The organism is Aureimonas sp. AU20 (genome assembly GCF_001442755.1).
Taxonomy (GTDB): Bacteria; Pseudomonadota; Alphaproteobacteria; order Rhizobiales; family Rhizobiaceae; genus Aureimonas.
This window is the reverse complement of the sequence record NZ_CP006367.1, coordinates 2535068-2555220: the sequence shown is the minus strand read 5'-3', so window position 1 is coordinate 2555220 and position 20153 is coordinate 2535068. Positions and strand designations below refer to the sequence as shown.

Sequence of the window (20153 nt, the reverse complement as noted above, 5' to 3'; positions counted from 1 at the left end):
ACCTGAGCTCGATCATGACCCTCGTCGACACCCGCACGCCCGATCCCCGCAAGTTCATCTCCGGCCTCTCGGGAGACTGGGAGATCGTGATCGGCATGGAAGTTCACGCGCAGGTCCTGTCGGAAGCCAAGCTGTTTTCCGGCGCCTCGACGCAGTTCGGCTCGGAACCCAACGACAACGTCTCGCTGGTGGACGCAGCCATGCCCGGCATGCTGCCTGTCATCAACGAGGAATGCGTACGGCAGGCGGTGCGCACCGGGCTCGGCCTCAAGGCTGCGATCCACAATCGCTCGGTCTTCGACCGGAAGAACTATTTCTATCCCGATCTGCCGCAGGGTTATCAGATCTCGCAGTTCAAGGACCCGATCGTCGGCGAGGGCATCGTGCTCGTCTCGGTCGGTCCCGATTCCAAGGGCCAGTTCGAGGAGATCGAGGTCGGCGTCGAGCGTCTGCATCTGGAACAGGATGCCGGCAAGTCGCTGCACGATCAGCATGCAACCATGTCCTTCGTGGATCTGAACCGCTCCGGCGTGGCACTCATGGAGATCGTCTCCAAGCCCGACATGCGGTCGGCCGACGAGGCCAAGGCGTACCTCACCAAGCTGCGAACCATCCTTCGCTATCTCGGCACCTGCGACGGCAACATGGATGAAGGCTCCATGCGCGCCGACGTCAACGTGTCGGTTCGCCGGCCCGGCGGCGCGTTCGGCACGCGCTGCGAGATCAAGAACGTCAACTCCATCCGCTTCGTCGGCCAGGCGATCGAATCTGAGGCTCGCCGCCAGATCGCTCTGATCGAGGATGGGCGCACGGTGGATCAGGAAACCAGGCTTTTCGATCCCGTGAAGGGCGAAACGCGGGCAATGCGCTCCAAGGAGGACGCGCACGACTACCGCTACTTCCCCGATCCCGACCTCCTGCCGCTGGAATTCGACGACGCGTTCGTGGAATCGCTTCGTGCCGATCTGCCGGAACTGCCGGACGACAAGCGCCAGCGGTTGATGGACCATGCCGGCCTCTCACCCTACGACGCGTCGATTCTCGTGTCGGAAAAGGCGATCGCCGATTTCTTCGAGAGAACGGCGGCTGGGCGCGACGCGAAGCAAGCGGCCAACTGGGTGATCAACGATCTCCTCGGTGCGCTCAACAAGTCGGGCAAGTCGATCGAGGACAGCCCGGTCTCGGCCGAGCAGCTGGGCGCGATTCTGGATCTGATCCGCGAGAACGTCATCTCCGGCAAGATCGCCAAGGATCTGTTCGAGATCGTCTGGACCGAGGGCGGTGACCCGAAGGCGCTGGTCGAAAGCCGGGGCATGAAGCAGGTGACCGACACCGGCGCCATCGAGACGGCGGTGGACGAGATCATCGCCGCCAACCCGGACAAGGTGGCGCAGGCGCAGGCCAAGCCGACGCTGGCCGGCTGGTTCGTCGGTCAGGTCATGCGCGCCATGGGTGGCAAGGCCAATCCGCAGGCGGTGAACGATATCGTCAAGGCCAAGCTCGGCTTGGAGTAAGCCCGGTTTGCGATGGACTTTCGACCAGCACCAGACCATAACCCTTGCCGACGCGAGGAACGAGCCCGATGAGTAAAGTCAGCCCCTGGCTTCTTCAGATTTTCACTTGGTGGAACGGCCAGACGATCGGCACGCGCTTCTACACTTGGCGCTTCGGTCAGCCGGTCGGCGAGGACGAGCGCGGCAACCTGTACTACCAGTCCGCCGACGGCAAGCGCCGCTGGGTCATCTACAACGGACCGGCCGAGGCTTCCGCCATCGGCCCGGGCTGGCACGGCTGGATGCATCATCGCGTCGACACGCCGCCCCCGAAGGAAGACTATCGTCCGCGCGATTGGGAAAAGCCGCATCAGGCGAACCTGACCGGCACGGGACGGGCTTATCGCCCGAAGGGCTCGCTGCTCAACACGGCCGAGCGGCCGCGCGTGTCCGGCGATTACGACGCGTGGCAGCCCTGATCAGGGCCACGCGAATTATGACATCCTCTTTTACTCGCGGGCTGCTGGGAGCTGGGCTTCTGGCGGCGTCGCTCGTACCGGCGCCAGCCTCCGCCGCCCGCATCGCCAACAAGGTCGCGGTCTTCTCGGGTCTCGACAAGATCACCGGTCGGATCACGAGTTTCGACGTCGCCGTCGATGAGACCGTTCAGTTCGGTACGCTGCAGGTGACACCGCGCGCCTGTTACACCCGTTCTCAGGACGAAACGCCGAAGACGGACAGTTTCGTGGAGGTCGACGAAATCACGCTCGACCGCCAGATTCGCCGCATCTTCTCGGGTTGGATGTTTGCGGACTCGCCCGGCCTCAACGCCGTCGAGCATCCCGTCTATGACGTCTGGCTCAAAGATTGCAAGACCGACTCCACTGTTCCGGCGCCGGCCGGGTAGAAACTCGCGGTCTGTTCCAAGGCCGCTTCAAGGCGCTTGCGATAGGCCTCGCGCGGGATCTCGACCGCGCCGAAGCGCGACAGGTGGTTGGTGATGAACTGCGTGTCGAGCAACGTGTAGCCGCCGCGTGTCAGCCTTTCCCAGAGATAGACCAGGGAAATCTTCGACGCGTCGGTGCGGCGGGAGAACATGCTTTCTCCAAAGAAAGCGCCTCCAAGACTGACGCCATAAAGGCCGCCGACGAGTTGGTCGCCCTCCCAGGCTTCCACACAATGGGCATAGCCCATCGCGTGAAGCTCTAGATACAGCTCGCGAATCTGTTGGTTGATCCAAGTGTGCTCGCGACCTGGGGCCGGTTCCGCGCATCCATCGAGCACAGCCGAGAAGGCCGTGTCCACGCGAATATCGAACGTATCCCGGCGGATCGCCTTCACCAAGCTGCGCGGCACGTGGAAGTCGTCGAGGGGCAGGACGCCGCGCAGGGTCGGATCGACCCAGTAGATCGAATCGTCCTCAGCATCCTCCGCCATCGGAAACAGCCCGGCCGCATAGGCCCGAAGCAGGATCTCCGGCGTTAGCCGGAAATCCTCGTCGCGTCGACTCGGCGCCATGGAAGGCTCACGCCGCCTTCACCGCCTCGGCGAGGTAATGCTCGAGCCAGTGAATGTCGTAATTGCCGGCCTGGATGTCGGGATTGTCTACGAGGTCCTGGAACAGCGGCAGCGTCGTCTTCACGCCGTCGACCACGATCTCGTCCAGCGCACGGCGCAGGCGCATCAGGCATTCGTTGCGTGTGCGGCCGTGGACGATGAGCTTACCGATGAGGCTGTCGTAGAAGGGGGGGATCGTGTAGCCCTGATAGACGCCTGAATCGACGCGAATGCCGAGCCCGCCCGGCGCATGGTAGTAGCTGATCTGGCCGGGCGACGGCGCGAAGGTACGCGGGTCCTCGGCGTTGATGCGGCACTCGATGGCATGGCCGAGGAAATTGATGTCGGACTGCTTCACCGACAGGCCCTGGCCAGCCGCCACGCGAATCTGCTCGTGAACGAGATCGAGCCCGGTGATCGCCTCGGTCACGGGATGCTCGACCTGAAGCCGCGTGTTCATCTCGATGAAATAGAACTCGCCGTTCTCGTAAAGGAACTCGATCGTGCCCGCGCCGCGATAGCGCAGCTCGGACATGGCGTTGGCGCAGATCTCGCCGATGCGCCTGCGCTGGGCGTCGTCCAGAGCCGGCGAGCGCGCCTCTTCCCAGACCTTCTGGTGGCGGCGCTGCAGCGAGCAGTCGCGCTCGCCCAGATGAATGGCGTTGCCCATCCCGTCGCCGAAGACCTGCACTTCGATATGGCGCGGCTTGCCGAGATATTTCTCTAGATAGACCGCGTCGTCGCCGAAGGCCGCGCCGGCTTCCTGACGCGCAGTGGACAAGGCCACGGATAAGTCCTCAGGGGTCTTGGCAACCTTCATGCCGCGACCGCCGCCGCCGGCTGACGCTTTCACCAGGACGGGAAAACCGATCTCCTTGGCGATGCGCATGGCCTCGACATCGTCCGTCACGGCGCCGGGCGAACCGGGAACGACCGGAATGCCCAGGCGCTTGGCGGTGCGCTTGGCCTCGATCTTGTCGCCCATGATCCGAATGTGGTCGGCGGTCGGGCCGATGAAGGTGATGTTGTGCGCGTCGAGAATGTCGGCGAAGCGGGCGTTTTCGGACAGGAATCCGTAGCCGGGATGCACCGCGTCGGCGCCGGAAATCTCGCAGGCAGCGAGGATCTGCGGAATGTTCAGGTAGCTGTCGCGCGCCGGGGGCGGACCGATGCAGACGCTTTCGTCCGCAAGTCGGACATGCATTGCGGCATTGTCGGCCGTGGAATGGACCGCGACGGTCGCGATGCCGAGTTCCTTGCAGGCGCGCAGCACGCGAAGCGCGATCTCGCCGCGATTGGCGATCAGTACCTTGTTGAACATGACGGGCCTTTCATCGATCGACGGGTGCGCTGAAACGGTACGTGGGGACCGGCTCAGCCGATCACCACCAGCGCTTCGCCGTATTCGACGGGCTGCCCGTTATCGACGCAGATCCGCTTGATCGTCCCCGAACGCGGGGCGGGAATCTGGTTCATGGTCTTCATGGCCTCGATGATCAGCAGCGTGTCGCCTTCGCTGACCTGCTGGCCGATCTCGATAAAGGCCTTGGCTCCCGGCGCCGGCGAGAGATAGGCCGTGCCGACCATGGGCGAGGGTACGGAGCCGACCTCGGGGCCGGGTGCTGCGGCCGGTGCCATGGGCGAAGCCGGGATCGATGCGGCCTGCGGCATGGGCGCCTGCATCTGCATGGGGACGCTCGCGGCATAGCCGCCGGCGGCCACGTATTCCTTCTTGCGCGAGACGCGAATGCGAAGCTCGCCCTGCTCGATCTCGATTTCCGTCAGATCGGTGTCGTTCAGGATGTCGGCGAGCTCGCGGACAAGAGAGCGATCGACTTTCGTTTCCGAGTTCTGCATGGGAATCCTTCGAAATCAAAATGGTTGGGCCGCGCCGCTCGGCGACCGACAAGTCCGGGAAAGGCGCGCGCCCGGCCTGGAAACCACCGATGGGTTCGCCTCGAACGCGGATGCACGAGAGTAAGGTCTGAGCACCCGCGTCCTGACGCCTGTCCGGACGCGATCCGTTTGAACTGGCGTATAGACCGGCGTCGTTCCTGGGAAAAGCTCCCTTTTGGCGCCGAGATCAAGGAATCTCAGCAGTTCGCCCTGCCGCACTGCCGGACATTGGCGATTTTACCGGCCAGTGCGTCGGCACCGACGGCTCCAGCCACCAGTTCGTCGCCGACGACATAGCTCGGGGTACCGTTGATGCCGAGCGCCATGGCGAGCCCGTTGGCCTGGGCAAGTTCAGCCTGGACGGCCGAACCTTGGAGAAGCGGCTTGAGGGTCTTGGCCTCAACACCGAAGCTTTCGGCCACCTCCAGGGCACGGGCCTCGTCCACCTGGGCCCGGCTCGCCAGGAGCTTGCGCTGGAACGCGGCGTAGCTTTCGGGCTTCACCGAGCGAAAGGCGAGGCTGACGCGGCTTGCGGCCTCGGAGGCTGGCCCAAGGACAGGGATTTCCTTCAGGACGACACGCAGCTTCTTGTCGCTTTCCAAGAGAACGTCCATGTCGCTGGCGGCGCGCTTGCAGTAGCCGCAATTGTAATCGAAGAACTCGACCAGCGTCACATCGCCATTGGCCGCGCCGAGCGCCGTGCCATCCGGCGTCGCGTGGAGCGCGTCGCGTGAGGACTCGATAGTGCTCCGCCGCGTGTCGTTCTCTTCGCTCACGCGCTTGGTTTCGAGCGCCTGCATGGCCTCGATCAGGACTTCGGGATGGGTGATAAGATAGTTGCGCACGATCCCTTCGATGTCGCGGGTCTGCGCGTCGTCGAATGCCTTCGCGGGTGCATTGACGAGCGTCAGTAGGCCGGCGAGCATGAGAAGGCCGCGCGTGCCGAGCCGGGCGGGGCGAAGGCGCGAGCCTTGCTGAATGGGGGCTGTCATGAACGCTTGACCTTTGTCACGAGAATATCCTGGGCCCGGCGCCATTGCGGCGAGTCCGGGCGAAATTTCTGTTGGGCGCGGGCGGCGAAGATCTTGGCCTGCGTGAAATTGCCGGCCTCCCAATAGCCTTCGGCGGTCGCGAGTTCGGCGTCGCCGATCTGGCCGAGATGGCCATACGCCATGGCAAGGAAGCGATAGGCCGAGGAATTGTCGGGATCGGCCTCGAGGCCGCGCTGGATCTGCGCGATCGCCTCCTTCATCTTGACCTTGTCGCCGCCGGTGACGATCGCCTGTCCGATTGACGCCTGGAGAAGCCCGGAGCGGGACTTGTCGAGCTTGGCGGCCTTGGTAAAGGCCTGCTCCGCCTCGCCCGCGCGCCCGGCCGCCATCAGGATTTCGCCCCGTACTTCCTGAAACCACGGATTGTTCGGCTGCTTGGCGATCAACGCGTCGATCTTGTCGAGTGCGGCCTTTGGCGAACCGGCGAGATGGGTGGCGATCGCGTCGCCATAGAGCGCGGGAAGCGAATAGAGATCGCGCCCGAAGGTGCGGCGGACCTGCGTCGCTCCGCCATTATACGCCGCGATCTTCGCGCGGGCGAAGTCGTGCCGCTGCTGCATCTCGGGCGAGTCCTTCTTGTCGAAGAACGGGCTCTCGTGGGCTGCCGTCTGCAGGAAGCCGATTCGATCCTGCGGCGCGGGATGCGATGAGAGGTAGATGTCGCGCGAAACGCCGGCCAGCATGTTCTTTCGCATCAGCCCCTCGAAACTGTCGAGGAGGCCTTTGGGCGACTGGCCGGTCTTGCGGAGATAGGTCAGGGCGGAGCGGTCGGCCGTGGTCTCTTCCGTCCGCTGGTAGGCGAAGAGACTGCGTTGCGCGATACCGCTGCCGCTCGTCATCAGACCGCCGCCAAGGCCGGCGACGGAGCCCGAGCCAGAGGCCGCGCCCGCCGCCGCGACGCCGGCGCCGATCAAACCGGCCACGACGGCGATGGTCTGCGCTCGGGCGATCTGGTCCCGCAAGCGCTCCTGATGCCCACCGGCGAGATGCCCGACCTCATGCGCGATCACGCCGATCGTCTCGTTCGGTGTTTCGGAATCGAGGAGTGTGCCCGTGTTGATGAAGATTCGCCGGCCCGCCACGAAGGCGTTGAAGTTGAGATCGTTGACGAGGACGATTTCGACCCGGTTCGGCGACAAGCCCGCCGCTTTGAGGATCGGCGCCGCGTAGTCCTTCACCAGGCTTTCGATCTCGGCGTCGCGCACGACGGGAAGACGCTGCCGGGCGGCAGACTGCGCGACGGATGGCGTCGCGGTCGCAGCGAGCGTCGCAGCCGTGAGCGCCAGTGCCAGGCAGCCTGTCGACAAACGTCGGCGCCAATCTTTCATGCCAACCCTTCCCATCTTCCCTGGCCGGACCCTATGAACGGCGAAAGCCCAAGAACCCGCCCGTTCGAGGGCATGTCTTTCCGGCGAATGTGAGACCCGACATGTATACCAGCCGCGTGATCAAAGCATCCCGACGTTCGGAAATCGATCCGTTCCGCGCGATGGACGTGCTGGCGGAAGCGAACCGCATGTCGGCGGCTGGCGTGCCCGTCATCTCGCTCGCCGTCGGCCAACCCTCCGCGCCCGTTCCGAGCCGCGCGGCGGAGGCGGCGGAGCGGTTCCTCAAGGCGGGACGCATTGCCTATACCGACGCCCTCGGCCGCACCTCGCTGCGTGACCGCATCGCGCGCCACTATGTCGAGACCTATGGCGTGGACGTGCCGGCCGAGCGGATCATGGTGACGACCGGATCGTCCGCGGGTTTCAATCTGGCGTTTCTCACGGCCTTCGATCCCGGCGATCGGATCGCCATCGCCAACCCGGGCTATCCCGCCTATCGCAACATTCTGAAGGCGCTGGGTCTGGTGCCGGTGGAAATCCCGGTCGGCCCGGACGAGAACTACATCCTGACGGCTGAGCATCTGCGGTCAGCGCATCGTGCCGAGCCGCTGCAGGGCGTCCTCGTTGCCAGCCCGGCCAATCCGACCGGGACGGTGACGCCGCGCGACGAGTTACAGGCGCTGATCACGTTCGCGGACGCGGAAGGCATCGCTTTCATTTCCGACGAAATCTACCATGGCTTGACCTATGCCGACCGGGACGTGTCTGCGCTGGAATTCTCGGACCGCGTGATCGCGGTGAACTCCTTCTCCAAATACTACTGCATGACCGGCTGGCGCATCGGCTGGCTGGTGCTTCCGCCCTCGCTGGTGCGTGCGGCGGAGCGGATCGGGCAGAGCCTCTACATTTCCGCGCCGGAGCTCAGCCAGGTTGCGGCGGAAGCCGTGTTCGACACGGTGGTGGAGTTGGACCGGACTAAACAGGACTACATCACGAACCGCGCCGTTCTGGCGCAGCGCCTGCCGTCGCTGGGCTTTACCGACATCGCGCCGATCGATGGCGCCTTCTACGCCTATGCCGGTTTGCCGGAAGGCTGGCGCGACGCGAGCGACTTCTGCTCGCAGGTGCTGAAGACCTGTCATGTGGCGATCACGCCGGGCATCGATTTCGACCCGGTGAGGGGCGAGCGTTTCGTTCGCCTGTCCTATGCGGGATCCACCGCAGATATTGCCGAAGCGGTCGAACGGCTCGCCGGTTTCCTGAATCGGTAGCGGTCTCTGAAACGGAAAAGGGCGGCCATCTGGCCGCCCTTCTTCTTGTCAGGCTTGGCGTCTTAGAGGAAGCCGCGACGCGACCACCAGCCGGTGCGCTTGGGACGGGTGTCCTCGCTCGTATCCGGCAGATCGACGCCATTGGTCGTCAGTCGAGGTGCGCGCGGCTCGGCCGACGCGGGGGCGGGCTCTTCGGTCTCGGCCTGTGCCGGCGCGGCGTCCGAAGGGAAGACCTCGTCCAGCGGCGGGTTCGCGTCGATCAAGGCACCGGCTTCGGCGCTGGCGGCCATCACTTCGTTCTCGTCAGGCGTGTCGCTGTTGCGATCGGCTTCCAGATCGGACAGCGTGCGGCCGTCGAGATCGACGCCTTCGATTGCATCCACCGCGTCGGTCATCTCCGGCTCGAAAGACCGCTCCGCGACGTCGCCGATCTCCACAGGCTCGCTCTCGCCGGCTTCTCCTGTGTCCAAGGCCACGTCGTCAGCCACCACATCGGGAAGCGCTTCGTCGGCTCCGGCTCCGCCTGCTACGTCCATGACCGGCGCGTCCTGCGCCTCGTCGTCCCGCGTGCGGCGACCGCCTCGACGGCCGCGACGGCGGCGCTTGCGGTTCTTGCCGTTCTCGTCGTCCCCGTTCTCGTCGGTCGAGTCGTCCTCGTCCGAACCGGCAAGCGCTTCCGCTTCGCCCTGGACCTCGACCTCACCAGTCTCGTCGTCCGAAACCGGGCCGTCCTCTTCGGTGCCGTTCTCCGACTCGTCGGCATTGGCCGCCAGATCGGACTTGCGACCGTTGCGGCGACGGCGGCGGCGACGGCGCGAGGCATCGCGACGCTCTTCTTCCGTCCCGTCCTGCGCCGGCGCCTCTTCGATCTCGTTGGAGGCGGCGACCGCGACGATCTCCTCTTCGTCCTCGACGATGGGCTCGACTTCGTCTTCCGGCGCGAGAGTGACGGGTCGCACCGGCTCGGGGCGCGGACGCTTCACGGCCTCGGCGCCATGCTCGATCTCGATATGCTGGTGTCCGTGGCCTTCCACGGCTTCCAGCGTGATGCGCAGCCCGTGGTGGGCCTCGAGCTCGTCGATGGTCCGGCGCTTCTCGTTCAGGATGTAGAGCGCCGTCGCGGTGGGAACGCGGACCTGAAGGTCATGCGTTCCGTGCTTCTGGAGATGCTCTTCGATCGTGCGCAGCACATGCAGCGCCAGCGAGGAGGCGGAGCGGATGAAACCGTTGCCGTTGCAAACGGGGCAGGTCTGCATCGTGGACTCGAGAACGCTGGCGCGGATGCGCTGGCGGCTCATCTCCAGAAGGCCGAAATGCGAGATGCGGCCGATCTGGATACGGGCGCGGTCGTCCTTCAGGCAATCCTTCAGGCGCTTCTCGACGTTCCGGTTGTTCCGCTTCTCCTCCATGTCGATGAAGTCGATGACGATCAGGCCGGCGAGATCGCGCAGGCGAAGCTGGCGGGCGATCTCCTCTGCCGCTTCCAGATTGGTCTGGTAGGCCGTGTCCTCGATCGAATGCTCGCGCGTCGAGCGACCGGAGTTCACGTCGATGGCGACGAGCGCCTCGGTCTGGTTGATGATGATGTAGCCGCCGGACTTCAGCGTCACGTTCGGCTGCAGCATTTTATCGAGCTGGGCTTCGATGCCCTGGCGCGCGAAGATCGGGGTCGGGTCGCGGTAGGGCTGAACGACCTTCGCCTGACTCGGCATCAGCATCCGCATGAAGTCCTTGGCTTCGCGGTAGCCGGCTTCGCCCGCCACGAGGACCTGATCGATGTCCTTGTTGTAGAGGTCGCGGATCGAGCGCTTGATGAGGCTGCCTTCCTCGTAGACGAGGGTCGGCGCCGTCGACTGAAGCGTCAGCGTGCGCACCGTCTCCCACAGGCGCATCAGATATTCGTAGTCGCGCTTGACCTCGGCCTTGGTGCGGTTCGCGCCGGCCGTGCGCAGGATGATGCCCATGCCGCGCGGCACTTCGAGATCGTGCACGACCTCCTTCAGGCGCTTGCGGTCGGCCGCGTTGGTGATCTTGCGGGAGATGCCGCCGCCGCGCGCGGTGTTCGGCATGAGGACGGAGTAGCGGCCGGCCAGCGACAGATAGGTGGTGAGAGCCGCGCCCTTGGAGCCGCGCTCTTCCTTGACCACCTGCACCAGAAGGATCTGGCGGCGCTTGATGACTTCCTGAATCTTGTACTGCTTGCGCGGCTGGCGCGAGCGGACGGGCACTTCCTCGAGCGCGTCCTCGCTGCCGAGATCGTCGACCTGCTCGGCCTCGTCCTCGGATGCGGCAGGTTCCTGGTCGGACGAGCGCGTGCGGCGGCGCGAGCGACGGCGCTTCCCGCCATCGTCGTCGTTGCCGCGAGCGCTGCGGGTTTCCTCGGACGCGCCTTCGCCCTCCTCAGAGACGGACTCGCCGTTGGACGCTTCGACGACGGTGGAATCGTCCGAACCCGGTTCCCCGTAATTGCCGACCTGCGCCGAGCCGACTTCCGCGATTTCCTCGTCGGCGTCCTGGATCTCGTCGACTTCGGTCTCGCTTTCGGAGACGTCCTCGGACACGCTCTCGTCCGTGGCTTCGGCCGCCTTCGCTCCGCCGTCGCGCGAGCGGCGGGGCCGGGAACGGCTCTCGCGAGCGGGCTTGCGCTCCAGCTCGTCCTCTTCCTCGGCCGCGCGGGCGAGTTCGTCCTCGACCAGCGCGCGGCGGTCGGCGACGGGAATCTGGTAGTAGTCGGGATGGATTTCGCTGAAGGCGAGGAAACCGTGCCGGTTGCCGCCGTACTCAACGAAGGCGGCCTGCAACGAGGGTTCGACCCGCGTCACTTTCGCCAGATAGATATTGCCTTTGATCTGCTTCTTGTGTTCGGACTCGAAATCGAATTCCTCGATCCGGTTACCTTTGACGACGACGACCCGGGTTTCTTCGGGATGCGACGCATCGATCAGCATCTTGTTTGCCATGGAATCTCAACTCCGAGACCCTGACCCCGCCGGACGGTCCGACGCGCCGCGCCGGTTGAAAAATCGGGAAGGGTGGGCCCTCAGGCGCCGTGCGGTTCGGAGCCAGCAAGATCCCGGTCAAAGGATGCTTCGCCCGTCCAATCAGGAGGCGGTCTATCCGGGATTGAAAAAATGCTGACGACACGCGCACGCGACCTGCAACAACTGGTGGCCGTTTCGTCGGCCGATGAAAAGACATACGTTCGACCTTGTGGCCGGTCCGTATGATGCTGTTCCGCCGATAGGAATCGGACGGAGAGAATTTGCCGGGGGCTCGTCGCGCACGATCGCACCGTGCAAGATGGCGCAACGTGCAAGTCGGCTACGCGTCTCGATCGGACGGACGATGTCATCCGTCCCGATCGGTCGCGAAGCCACTCAGCGATCGACGCGGTAGCCCCACTTCTGCTTTTATGGTGTGGAACGCGCCTAAACAAGGGCCAAGCCTCTCAAAGAGGCAGTTCCCCGCCATGTTGGGCCGTTACGAACGGCTTTATCACCATTGCCAGACGCCCGGTTCGCTTTCGCATGTCCCGAATTCTTGTCTGCCTGGCCGCTCTCGGTCTCCTTCTTCTCGCCGGCCCGGTTGCGGCGCGCGCCGCCGATCCCTCGGTCGTCACCTCGATTCGGATCACCAGCGAAGGGGAGGCGGATCATCTCGTTGTGGAACTCGATGGTGCCGCCGATCCGCAGCTTCTGGCGCTCAAGAAACCTTTCCGGCTGACGCTCGATCTCGACGATGCGCTTTCGGCGGCTGTCTTGCCGGACGTAAAGAGCGCGCGCTTCGTTCGCTCGATCAAGCAAGGGCTGGCCGGCCCCAATCGCTATCGCCTGCTGATGGAGCTGAAGGGCCCCGTGCGCCCCGATGTCGAGTTGAAGCGCGAAGACGGCAAGACGCGCATCTCCCTGACGCTCGCAAAGGGCAAGGAAGCGGACTTCACCGTGGCGGCGCGGGCGCGCGACGTCTCGCCCGCTGCGCATGGCGCCCCCGCGCCGTCCGGACCCTTCGTCGTGGTGATCGATCCCGGCCATGGCGGGGTGGACCGGGGTGCGACGGGCGAGAAGGGTACGGAGGAGAAGGCGGTGAATCTCGCCTTCGGCCTCGCGCTGCGCGAGGCGCTGTCCGCTTTCCCCAACATCAAGGTCGAGATGACGCGCGAGGACGACACGTTCATTCCGCTGAACGAGCGCGCGGCGATCGCCCGCCGCGCCAAGGCCGGCCTGTTCGTGTCGCTTCATGCCGACTCCATTCGCTTCAAGGATCTGCGCGGCGCGACGGTCTACACGCTGTCGGAAAAGGCGTCGGACGGGCTGGCGCGCGAACTCGCCGAAAGCGAAAACTCGGCCGATCGCTTCGCCGGTGCCGAGTGGGATCAGGACGCGCCGGAGATCCACGACATTCTGGTCGATCTCGTGCGGCAGGAAACGGAAGGCTTCTCAGAGCATTTCGCGCTCAGCCTCGTCGGCGAACTCAAGACCGGTGGCGTCAGCCTCATCAACAATCCCAAGCGATCGGCTGGCTTCCGCGTGCTTCGGGCGCCCGACGTGCCCTCGGTCCTGGTGGAGATGGGCTATCTGTCGAACGATGAGGAGGAGAAGCTTCTGACGTCCCCTGAGTGGCAGAAGAAGGTCGCCTCGATCCTGGCGCGCTCCATCGAGGCGTTTTCCCGGCATCGATCGATTGTGGATCAGCGCGGATCGAATTGACGCTACCGGGGCGCGTGATGCATTTGCCACAACGGATCGGCAATGGCGCCTCGCAACATCGGGGCGCCTCATTTATGAAGAAAGTCCGAACCTTGAACGCAAGGGTGCACGAGGCGATCGCAGGTTCGAGACCGGGCGAGTCGTGTCGCGCTGTTCGGGCGCATCCTGAAATGCAGGCGATAGGGTCACGATGATCAGACTGCTCGGCTACTTCTTCGGCATCGGATCGGTGCTGGCGCTGATTGGCGCCGGCGGCGCCGGCCTTTATGTCGCGAAGATGAGTGAGGACCTGCCCGACTATCAGGTGCTTGAGAAATACGAGCCGCCTGTGATGACGCGCGTTCATGCGTCGGACGGCGGCCTGATGGCCGAGTATGCCAAGCAGCGCCGGCTCTACCTGCCGATCCAGGCCATTCCCTCCCGATTGAAGAACGCCTTCCTCTCGGCCGAGGACAAGAATTTCTACGAGCACCATGGCGTCGATCTGGAAGGCATCGGCCGCGCCGCCATGGTCTTCGTCAAGGGCGGCCCGATGCAGGGCGGCTCCACCATCACCCAGCAGGTTGCCAAGAACTTCCTCCTGACCAACGAGCGCTCGATGGAGCGCAAGGTCAAGGAAGCCATCCTATCGCTGCGCATCGAGCAGGCCTATTCGAAGGACCGCATCCTCGAGCTCTATCTCAACGAGATCTATCTCGGTCTCGGCTCCTATGGCGTGGCCGCCGCGTCCTTGTCCTATTTCGACAAGTCGGTGAACGAACTGGAGATTCAGGAGGTCGCCTATCTCGCCGCGCTGCCCAAGGCGCCGGAGAACTACAACCCGTTCCGCAATCCGGACGAGGCGATCGGCCGTCGCAACTGGGTCATCCAGCGTATGGCGGAAAACGGGTTCATTACACAGGACGAGGCCAACGAGGCCATCGCCAAGCCGCTCGGCATCAAGACGCGCTCCAGCAGCGCCTATGTCCCCTCGGCCGAGTATTTCACCGAAGAGGTCCGTCGCGATATCATCTCGCGCTACGGCATGAACGCGCTCTACGAGGGCGGTCTCTCGGTTCGCACCACGATCGACCCGCACATGCAGATCGAGGCGCGCCACGCCCTGCAACAGGCGTTGATCCAGTACGATCAGGCCAAGGGCTTCCGGGGGCCGGTCAAAACCGTCGAACTCGGCAACGACTGGGCGACGCCCATCGGTGATATCGAAGCGATGTCCGACGTGCCCGAATGGCGTCTGGCCGTGGTGCTCACGGCGGATGCCAACGCGGTCAATATCGGCTTGCAGCCGGAAAAGCTGGCCTCGGGCCGGCGCGGTCCGGAGCGCGAGATGGGCGAGATCGCGCTGGCCGACATGCGCTGGGCGTTGCAAACCGTGCAGGACGGACGCCGCGTTTCGGTGAAGACAGCCGACCGCGTCCTTCAGCGCGGCGACGTGGTCTATGTCGAGAAGAAGCCGGACGGCGGCTATCGCCTGCGCCAGCCGCCGAAGGTGCAAGGCGCGCTCGTCGCCATGGACCCGCACACCGGCCGCGTCATGGCCATGGTCGGCGGTTTTTCCTATTCGCAGTCGGAGTTCAACCGCGCCACGCAGGCCTATCGCCAGCCGGGCTCCTCCTTCAAGCCGATCGTCTACGCGGCGGCGCTCGACAATGGCTACACGCCCGCTTCGGTGATTCTCGACGCGCCGATCTCGATCGCGGATGGCACGGGCGGCTATTGGGAACCGAAGAACTACGGCGGCGAGTTCGCCGGTCCTTCGACGCTGCGCACCGGCATCGAGAAGAGCCGCAACCTGATGACCGTGCGCCTCGCCCAGGACATGGGCATGAAGCTCGTCGCCGAATATGCCGAGCGTTTCGGCATTTACGACAAGATGCTGCCCTATCTGCCGATGGCGCTCGGCTCGGGCGAGACGACGGTCATGCGCATGGTCTCGGCCTATTCGGTGATGGCCAATGGCGGACGCTCGATCGAGCCATCGCTGATCGACCGCGTGCAGGATCGCTACGGCCGCACGGTCTACAAGCACGACAATCGCCGCTGCGAAGACTGCAACGCGGCGGGTTGGTCCGATCAGGCCGAGCCTGAGCTCGTGGACGATCGCCAGCAGGTTCTCGACCCGATGACGGCCTACCAGATCACCTCCATGATGGAAGGCGTCGTGCAGCGCGGCACGGCGACCGTCGTCAAGGAACTCGGCGTGCCCGCTGCCGGCAAGACCGGCACCACGAACGACGAGAAGGACGCCTGGTTCGTCGGCTTTACGCCGGACCTCGTGACCGGTGTCTATCTCGGCTACGACAATCCGCAGCCGCTGGGGCATGGGAGCACGGGCGGCGGCTTCGCCGCGCCGGTCTTTGTGGACTTCATGAAGGATGCCATCAAGGGCAAGCCTGTCGCCGACTTCCGCATTCCCGAAGGCATGACGCAGATCGCGGTGGACAAGCGCACCGGCATGGCCGCCGATCCCGGCTCGAAGGACGCGATCATCGAGGCCTTCAAGCCAGGAACGGGGCCGTCCAACGTCTATCAGGTCATCGGTGCGGGCAGTTCGGGGCCGAGCGCGGCGGCCGAACCTCTGCCGGCCGAGGCGCAGCAGGCCATCGTGTCGGGGGCGGGCGGCCTGTTCTAGGCCGGCGTCATCCAAGCTTTACATGCCCTGACGCGGTCCCTATGGTCCGCGCCATTCCAATCCTTTTTCAAAGCGAGGGAAACGGCATGCGTGCCGAGATCCAATCCATTGTCGACGAAATCCAGCAGGCCGTAAGCCTGCTGAGGAGGCATCTTTGACTGGGATCAGTCCCTCCGCGAACTCGATCGGCTGAACGCGGCCGCCGAAGATCCCACGATCTGGAACGACCCGCAGGAAGCGCAGCGCCTGATGAAGGAGCGCCAGCGTCTCGATTCCGGCGTGAACGGCATCCTGACCATCGAGCGCGGTCTCGCCGACAACATCGAACTCATCGCCATGGGCGAGGAGGAAGATGACGAGTCGATCGTGACCGAGGCCGAGAACGCCATCAAGGCGCTCCAGAAGGATGTCGCAGAACGTCAGATCGACGCTCTCCTGTCCGGCGAAGTGGATGCGAACGACACCTATGTCGAAATCCATTCCGGCGCCGGCGGCACGGAAAGCCAGGACTGGGCGTCCATGCTTCTGCGCATGTATATGCGATGGGGTGAGCGCACCCGAATGAAGGTCGAGGTGCTCGAGCAGAATTCCGGCGAAGAAGCGGGCATCAAGTCCGCCACGATCCTGCTCAAGGGCCACAATGCCTATGGCAAGATGAAGGTCGAGTCGGGCGTTCACCGTCTCGTCCGCATCTCGCCCTATGACAGCCAGGCGCGCCGGCACACGTCCTTCGCGTCGGTCTGGGTTTATCCCGTCGTGGACGATTCGATCGAGATCGACGTCAACGAAGGCGATGTGCGCATCGACACCTATCGCGCCTCGGGCGCGGGTGGACAGCACGTCAACACGACCGACTCGGCGGTGCGCATCACGCATATCGCGACCGGCATCGTGGTTCAGTGCCAGAGCGAGCGCTCCCAGCACAAGAACCGCGCCACGGCCTGGAACATGCTGCGCGCGCGCCTTTACGAAGAAGAACTGCGCAAGCAGGAGGAGAAGGCGAACGCCGCCGCCGCTTCCAAGACGGATATTGGCTGGGGCCACCAGATCCGGTCCTATGTCCTCCAGCCCTATCAGCTGGTGAAGGACATGCGGACGGGCGTGGAAAGCACCAGCCCGCAGCAGGTGCTAGACGGCAGCCTCGACCTGTTCATCGAAGCGGCGCTGGCCCAGCGCGTGTTCGGCGGCGATGTCGACGTGGCCGATCTCGACTGATCAGACCTGCGGCCCATCAAATCAAAAAGCCCCGCCCGGTCGACCCGGGTGGGGCTTTTTGATGTGTACGGGAGAGTGCGTCTACAGCTTGGCCAGCTTGTGGCCGACGCGGATGTAGCGCTCGGGATCGACCGGCACCTCGTTCGTCCGCACCTCATAATGGAGATGCGAGCCGGTGCTGCGTCCCGTGCTGCCGACGCGGCCAATCGCCTGTCCCGCCTTGATCCGATCGCCTACCGAAACGTCGATCTGCGACAGATGCGCATAGCGGGTGCTGAAGCCATTGCCGTGATCGATCTCGATCATGTTGCCGTAGCCGCCCGCCTCGCCAGCGGACACGACCTTGCCGCTGGCCGTCGCCTTGACCAGAGTGCCGCTCGGCGCGGCGAGATCGACGCCGCTGTGGAGCGCCGCACGCCGAAAGAAGGGGTCGGGGCGGACGCCGAATGTCGAACTGATCGTGGCGCCGGGGAGAGGATCGGCCAGCGGCATTCGCGCCGAGCGGGTCCGAAGATCGTCATAGGCGCGCAGAGTCTGGTCGAGCAAGTTCAGGCTCTCTCCGAAGGACAGGTCGCCGTCGGCGGGAATGAAGGGTCCGCCCATCGCGGAATTCGTCTCGTCGGTTCGAATGCCGATCGAACCCAAAACGCCCGCGAGACGGCCGACGCGCTCCTGTGCCGTGCGTGTGAGTTCGGCGATCGTGCTGGTCTGCTCGTCGCTGACCATGCTGACGGACCGCCGAATGGTCGGTAGAACGAGATCGGCGATCTGCGTGACATCCGTGTGGCGCAGGGGGAGGGCGCTGATATCCTCCATGAGGTCGCCGGCGGACGGCTTGGCGGTCTCCGCTTTTGCGTTCGTTTCGGCGGGGGCCGGATGCTCGTCTTCCTTGGTGGCCTTTTCGGCGGGGGCGAGGACGCCCATGCCTTGCGCCTTTTCAAGGAGCGGCTGCAATTGCTGGAAGCGATCGGTCAGTTCCGCCTGCTGGCTGAGAAGGTCCTGAACCTGCGCGGCAACGGTATCACGGACCTTGGTCTGGCCGGTCTTCAGCCGGTCGATCTCGTTGCGCAGCGCGCCCATACGCTCTTCATAGGCATTGGTCACCTTGACTTCGCGCGCCAGAAGCGCGGCCACGATGTTGTCGTTGAAGAGATAGGCGCCGGCGAGTGCGAGGCTTCCTGTCAGCGTCAGACCCAGGAGGCCGATGCCGGAGCCCAGAAGCCACGGCCGTACGGTCCAGTGCCGGATCTTATCGCCACGCGCGATGACGATCGTGTGCGGGGCCGACCGTTGGCCGAAAACGCTTCTTCGAGATTCGGAAGCCATCCGCAATCGACTCCAACTCAAACGAACGCACAGGCGATGCCGGCATTAGACCTCGTTAGGGTTAATGGAGCGTTGAGATCGTTGGATGGTCGTCAGCTCGAAAGCGGCGAAAGCGAGCGGTAGAAGGTCGGCGTCAAGCCCGCTTCGGCCCTCGCCCGGTCGTTGAAGGGCGGCTTCACCTCGCCTCGAAAGCATTCGCGAACGATCTCCTGAAACCGCCGGGCCGGGTCGATCCGCTGCCGGGCGCAAAGGAAGCGAAACCATTTGGCGCCGATCGCGACGTGCTTCTTCTCGTCGTTATAGATGATCTCCAGAATCGCCGCCGTTTCGCGATCGCCGACCTCGCCAAGCTTCAGGAGAAGCGAGGGCGTGACGTCGAGCCCCCGCGCTTCCAAGATCAGAGGCACGATGGCCAGGCGCGAGGAGAGATCGTGCGAGGTCACCTCGACCGCCTGCCACAAGCCGTCATGCGCCGGCAGCGCGCCATAGTGCGAGCCGAGATCATGCAGCCGGGTCGAGAGCAGCCCGAAATGCTTGGCCTCTTCCATGGCGACCGTCATCCAGCCGTCGAAGAAAGAGCGGGGAACGGGCTGGCCGCAGAACCGCGCCACGATATCCAGTGCCAGATCGATGGCGTTCAACTCGATATGGGCGAGGGCATGGATCATCGCGATCCGCCCTTCCGGCGTGTGGACCGAGCGACGGGGCACCTGTCGCGGCGGGACGAGGCAAGGCTCGACAGGGCGCCCGGGGCGGCTTGGCGGCGCGGGGTCCGTCGGCGCCGAAAGGCCGAGCCGGCGGGCGAACCAGCGCTCGCCTGCAGCCGTGGTCAACCGCGCCTTTTCCGCCAAGTCCGCGGTGGACAAAGCCGTGATCGCGCTTGCGCGAAGCGTACCGGGCACGGCCTCGCTCACGCCCCGCTGTCCTTCATAGCCTTGGCGGCATCCAGGACCTCCTTTGCATGGCCACCCGCCTTGACCTTTTTCCAGACCTTCGCGACCTTGCCCTCGCGGTCGATCAGGGCCGTGGTGCGCTCGACGCCCAGATACTTCCGACCATACATGCTCTTCTCGACCCAGACCCCGAACGCCTGAAGCAGCGTCTTTTCCTCGTCGGCGAGCAGGCCGACCTTCAAACCGTGCTTGTCGCGAAAACGGCAGTGCTTGCTCACTGAATCGGGCGAGACGCCGAAGACCTCGACGCCGAGCGCTGCGAAGTCCTCGATCAAAGCCGTGAACTCGATCGCCTCCGTGGTGCAGCCGGACGTGTCGTCCTTCGGATAGAAGTAGAGGACGAAGGGCCGACCCTTGAGCGAGGCTTTGGAGACGAACTGCCCATCGCTTTCCGGCAGTTCAAAATCGGGGCAGTCTTGCCCTACACTGGGTACGGACATGGGAGCCTTCCTTTCGGCCAAAAGACACGGCATGAGCGAGACGACGGGACCACATCGACTTCACCCCTCGGTTCGTTCGTCTATATCAGCGGACCATGGTTCGGGCAGCCCGATCCGTAAAATTCACCAGACCGCAATGCCCGCCGACGGGCGTCCAAGACCGAAGGAACGATGCAGCTCCTCATGGCATGCCGCTTCGAGACGCCACGGCCGACCCCTCGTTTCTGCGTGCGGCGCTTCGGCGCAGGGTCCCCTGCATGACGCGGGTCGTTCGCCTTTTTGGC

Annotated in this window: 16 protein-coding genes; 7 read left to right on the top strand and 9 right to left on the bottom strand. The window is 64.5% G+C overall.

Going from position 1 to position 20153, the window contains the following annotated elements:
• Window positions 1–14: 14 nt before the first annotated feature.
• The 3 genes from gatB (at window position 15) to M673_RS11320 (ending at window position 2400) form a co-directional block, all read left to right on the top strand.
• A complete protein-coding gene (gene gatB, locus M673_RS11330; protein WP_061976164.1) occupies window positions 15–1514 on the top strand; it encodes an Asp-tRNA(Asn)/Glu-tRNA(Gln) amidotransferase subunit GatB in 1500 nt (499 codons plus the stop codon).
• A gap of 68 nt (window positions 1515–1582) precedes the next feature.
• Window positions 1583–1972 (top strand): NADH:ubiquinone oxidoreductase subunit NDUFA12, encoded by a 390-nt coding sequence (locus M673_RS11325; protein ID WP_061976163.1) that lies wholly within the window; start codon window positions 1583–1585, stop codon window positions 1970–1972.
• Window positions 1973–1989: 17 nt separating this feature from the next.
• The gene (locus M673_RS11320; protein ID WP_061976162.1) at window positions 1990–2400 is read left to right on the top strand and encodes a DUF2155 domain-containing protein; all 411 of its coding nucleotides are present in this window, start codon (window positions 1990–1992) and stop codon (window positions 2398–2400) included.
• On the opposite strand, the gene aat is transcribed toward M673_RS11320, so the two are convergent.
• The 5 genes from aat to M673_RS11295 form a co-directional block, all read right to left on the bottom strand.
• On the bottom strand, window positions 2340–3011 hold the full coding sequence (gene aat / locus M673_RS11315) for a leucyl/phenylalanyl-tRNA--protein transferase (RefSeq protein ID WP_061976161.1): 672 nt from the start codon (window positions 3009–3011) through the stop codon (window positions 2340–2342). The two genes, M673_RS11320 and aat, sit on opposite strands and share 61 nt — an antisense overlap.
• A gap of 7 nt (window positions 3012–3018) precedes the next feature.
• Complete coding sequence (gene accC, locus M673_RS11310) at window positions 3019–4371, bottom strand: acetyl-CoA carboxylase biotin carboxylase subunit (RefSeq protein ID WP_061976160.1); 1353 nt, start codon at window positions 4369–4371, stop codon at window positions 3019–3021.
• A gap of 53 nt (window positions 4372–4424) precedes the next feature.
• Entirely contained in the window at window positions 4425–4907 is a 483-nt protein-coding gene (accB, locus tag M673_RS11305) for an acetyl-CoA carboxylase biotin carboxyl carrier protein (RefSeq protein WP_061976159.1), read from the bottom strand.
• A gap of 236 nt (window positions 4908–5143) precedes the next feature.
• Window positions 5144–5938: a DsbA family protein gene (locus M673_RS11300; protein WP_061976158.1), complete on the bottom strand. Its 795-nt coding sequence runs from the start codon at window positions 5936–5938 to the stop codon at window positions 5144–5146.
• Window positions 5935–7326 carry a M48 family metalloprotease gene (locus M673_RS11295; protein ID WP_244493156.1) on the bottom strand — a complete coding sequence of 464 codons (1392 nt, stop codon included), beginning with the start codon at window positions 7324–7326 and terminating at the stop codon, window positions 5935–5937. Before M673_RS11295 ends, M673_RS11300 begins: the two co-directional genes overlap by 4 nt.
• 101 nt (window positions 7327–7427) lie before the next feature.
• Between M673_RS11295 and M673_RS11290 the strand changes: the two genes are divergently transcribed.
• Window positions 7428–8597 (top strand): pyridoxal phosphate-dependent aminotransferase, encoded by a 1170-nt coding sequence (locus tag M673_RS11290; RefSeq protein WP_061976157.1) that lies wholly within the window; start codon window positions 7428–7430, stop codon window positions 8595–8597.
• A gap of 62 nt (window positions 8598–8659) precedes the next feature.
• On the opposite strand, the gene M673_RS11285 is transcribed toward M673_RS11290, so the two are convergent.
• Window positions 8660–11557, bottom strand: a complete 2898-nt coding sequence (locus M673_RS11285; RefSeq protein ID WP_061976156.1) for an Rne/Rng family ribonuclease — start codon at window positions 11555–11557, stop codon at window positions 8660–8662.
• 567 nt (window positions 11558–12124) lie between these two features.
• On the opposite strand from M673_RS11285, the gene M673_RS11280 reads away from it, so the two are divergent.
• The 3 genes from M673_RS11280 to prfB all read left to right on the top strand — a co-directional run bounded on the left by M673_RS11280 (window position 12125) and on the right by prfB (window position 17150).
• A complete protein-coding gene (locus M673_RS11280; RefSeq protein WP_082639371.1) occupies window positions 12125–13303 on the top strand; it encodes an N-acetylmuramoyl-L-alanine amidase in 1179 nt (392 codons plus the stop codon).
• A 190-nt stretch (window positions 13304–13493) separates the two neighbouring features.
• The gene (locus M673_RS11275; RefSeq protein WP_061976155.1) at window positions 13494–15935 is read left to right on the top strand and encodes a penicillin-binding protein 1A; all 2442 of its coding nucleotides are present in this window, start codon (window positions 13494–13496) and stop codon (window positions 15933–15935) included.
• 86 nt (window positions 15936–16021) lie between these two features.
• Window positions 16022–17150, top strand: a protein-coding gene (gene prfB / locus M673_RS11270; RefSeq protein ID WP_148640037.1) for a peptide chain release factor 2 whose coding sequence is annotated in 2 segments (ribosomal slippage) — window positions 16022–16090 and window positions 16092–17150 — 1128 coding nt in all. Because the reading frame shifts where the segments join, the coding sequence is not laid out codon by codon here.
• A gap of 81 nt (window positions 17151–17231) precedes the next feature.
• Here prfB and M673_RS11265 read toward each other — a convergent pair.
• The 3 genes from M673_RS11265 to M673_RS11255 form a co-directional block, all read right to left on the bottom strand.
• The gene (locus M673_RS11265; protein WP_061976153.1) at window positions 17232–18476 is read right to left on the bottom strand and encodes a M23 family metallopeptidase; all 1245 of its coding nucleotides are present in this window, start codon (window positions 18474–18476) and stop codon (window positions 17232–17234) included.
• A gap of 92 nt (window positions 18477–18568) precedes the next feature.
• A complete protein-coding gene (locus M673_RS11260) occupies window positions 18569–19390 on the bottom strand; it encodes a ferritin-like domain-containing protein (RefSeq protein WP_061976152.1) in 822 nt (273 codons plus the stop codon).
• Window positions 19387–19869: a peroxiredoxin gene (locus tag M673_RS11255; protein WP_061976151.1), complete on the bottom strand. Its 483-nt coding sequence runs from the start codon at window positions 19867–19869 to the stop codon at window positions 19387–19389. The genes M673_RS11260 and M673_RS11255 overlap by 4 nt, the downstream gene beginning before the upstream one ends.
• Between the last annotated feature and the right edge of the window lie 284 nt (window positions 19870–20153).

What these genes read in the sequence shown, in the direction of transcription:
- aat (WP_061976161.1), bottom strand. Translation starts at nt 3,011, where the DNA reads ATGGCGCCGAGTCGACGCGACGAGGATTTCCGGCTAACGCCGGAGATC.
- accC (WP_061976160.1), bottom strand. Translation starts at nt 4,371, where the DNA reads ATGTTCAACAAGGTACTGATCGCCAATCGCGGCGAGATCGCGCTTCGC.
- M673_RS11300 (WP_061976158.1), bottom strand. Translation starts at nt 5,938, where the DNA reads ATGACAGCCCCCATTCAGCAAGGCTCGCGCCTTCGCCCCGCCCGGCTC.
- M673_RS11275 (WP_061976155.1), top strand. Translation starts at nt 13,494, where the DNA reads ATGATCAGACTGCTCGGCTACTTCTTCGGCATCGGATCGGTGCTGGCG.
- M673_RS11320 (WP_061976162.1), top strand. Translation starts at nt 1,990, where the DNA reads ATGACATCCTCTTTTACTCGCGGGCTGCTGGGAGCTGGGCTTCTGGCG.
- M673_RS11325 (WP_061976163.1), top strand. Translation starts at nt 1,583, where the DNA reads ATGAGTAAAGTCAGCCCCTGGCTTCTTCAGATTTTCACTTGGTGGAAC.
- M673_RS11255 (WP_061976151.1), bottom strand. Translation starts at nt 19,869, where the DNA reads ATGTCCGTACCCAGTGTAGGGCAAGACTGCCCCGATTTTGAACTGCCG.
- M673_RS11295 (WP_244493156.1), bottom strand. Translation starts at nt 7,326, where the DNA reads ATGAAAGATTGGCGCCGACGTTTGTCGACAGGCTGCCTGGCACTGGCG.
- M673_RS11285 (WP_061976156.1), bottom strand. Translation starts at nt 11,557, where the DNA reads ATGGCAAACAAGATGCTGATCGATGCGTCGCATCCCGAAGAAACCCGG.
- accB (WP_061976159.1), bottom strand. Translation starts at nt 4,907, where the DNA reads ATGCAGAACTCGGAAACGAAAGTCGATCGCTCTCTTGTCCGCGAGCTC.
- M673_RS11290 (WP_061976157.1), top strand. Translation starts at nt 7,428, where the DNA reads ATGTATACCAGCCGCGTGATCAAAGCATCCCGACGTTCGGAAATCGAT.
- M673_RS11280 (WP_082639371.1), top strand. Translation starts at nt 12,125, where the DNA reads ATGTCCCGAATTCTTGTCTGCCTGGCCGCTCTCGGTCTCCTTCTTCTC.
- M673_RS11265 (WP_061976153.1), bottom strand. Translation starts at nt 18,476, where the DNA reads ATGGCTTCCGAATCTCGAAGAAGCGTTTTCGGCCAACGGTCGGCCCCG.
- gatB (WP_061976164.1), top strand. Translation starts at nt 15, where the DNA reads ATGACCCTCGTCGACACCCGCACGCCCGATCCCCGCAAGTTCATCTCC.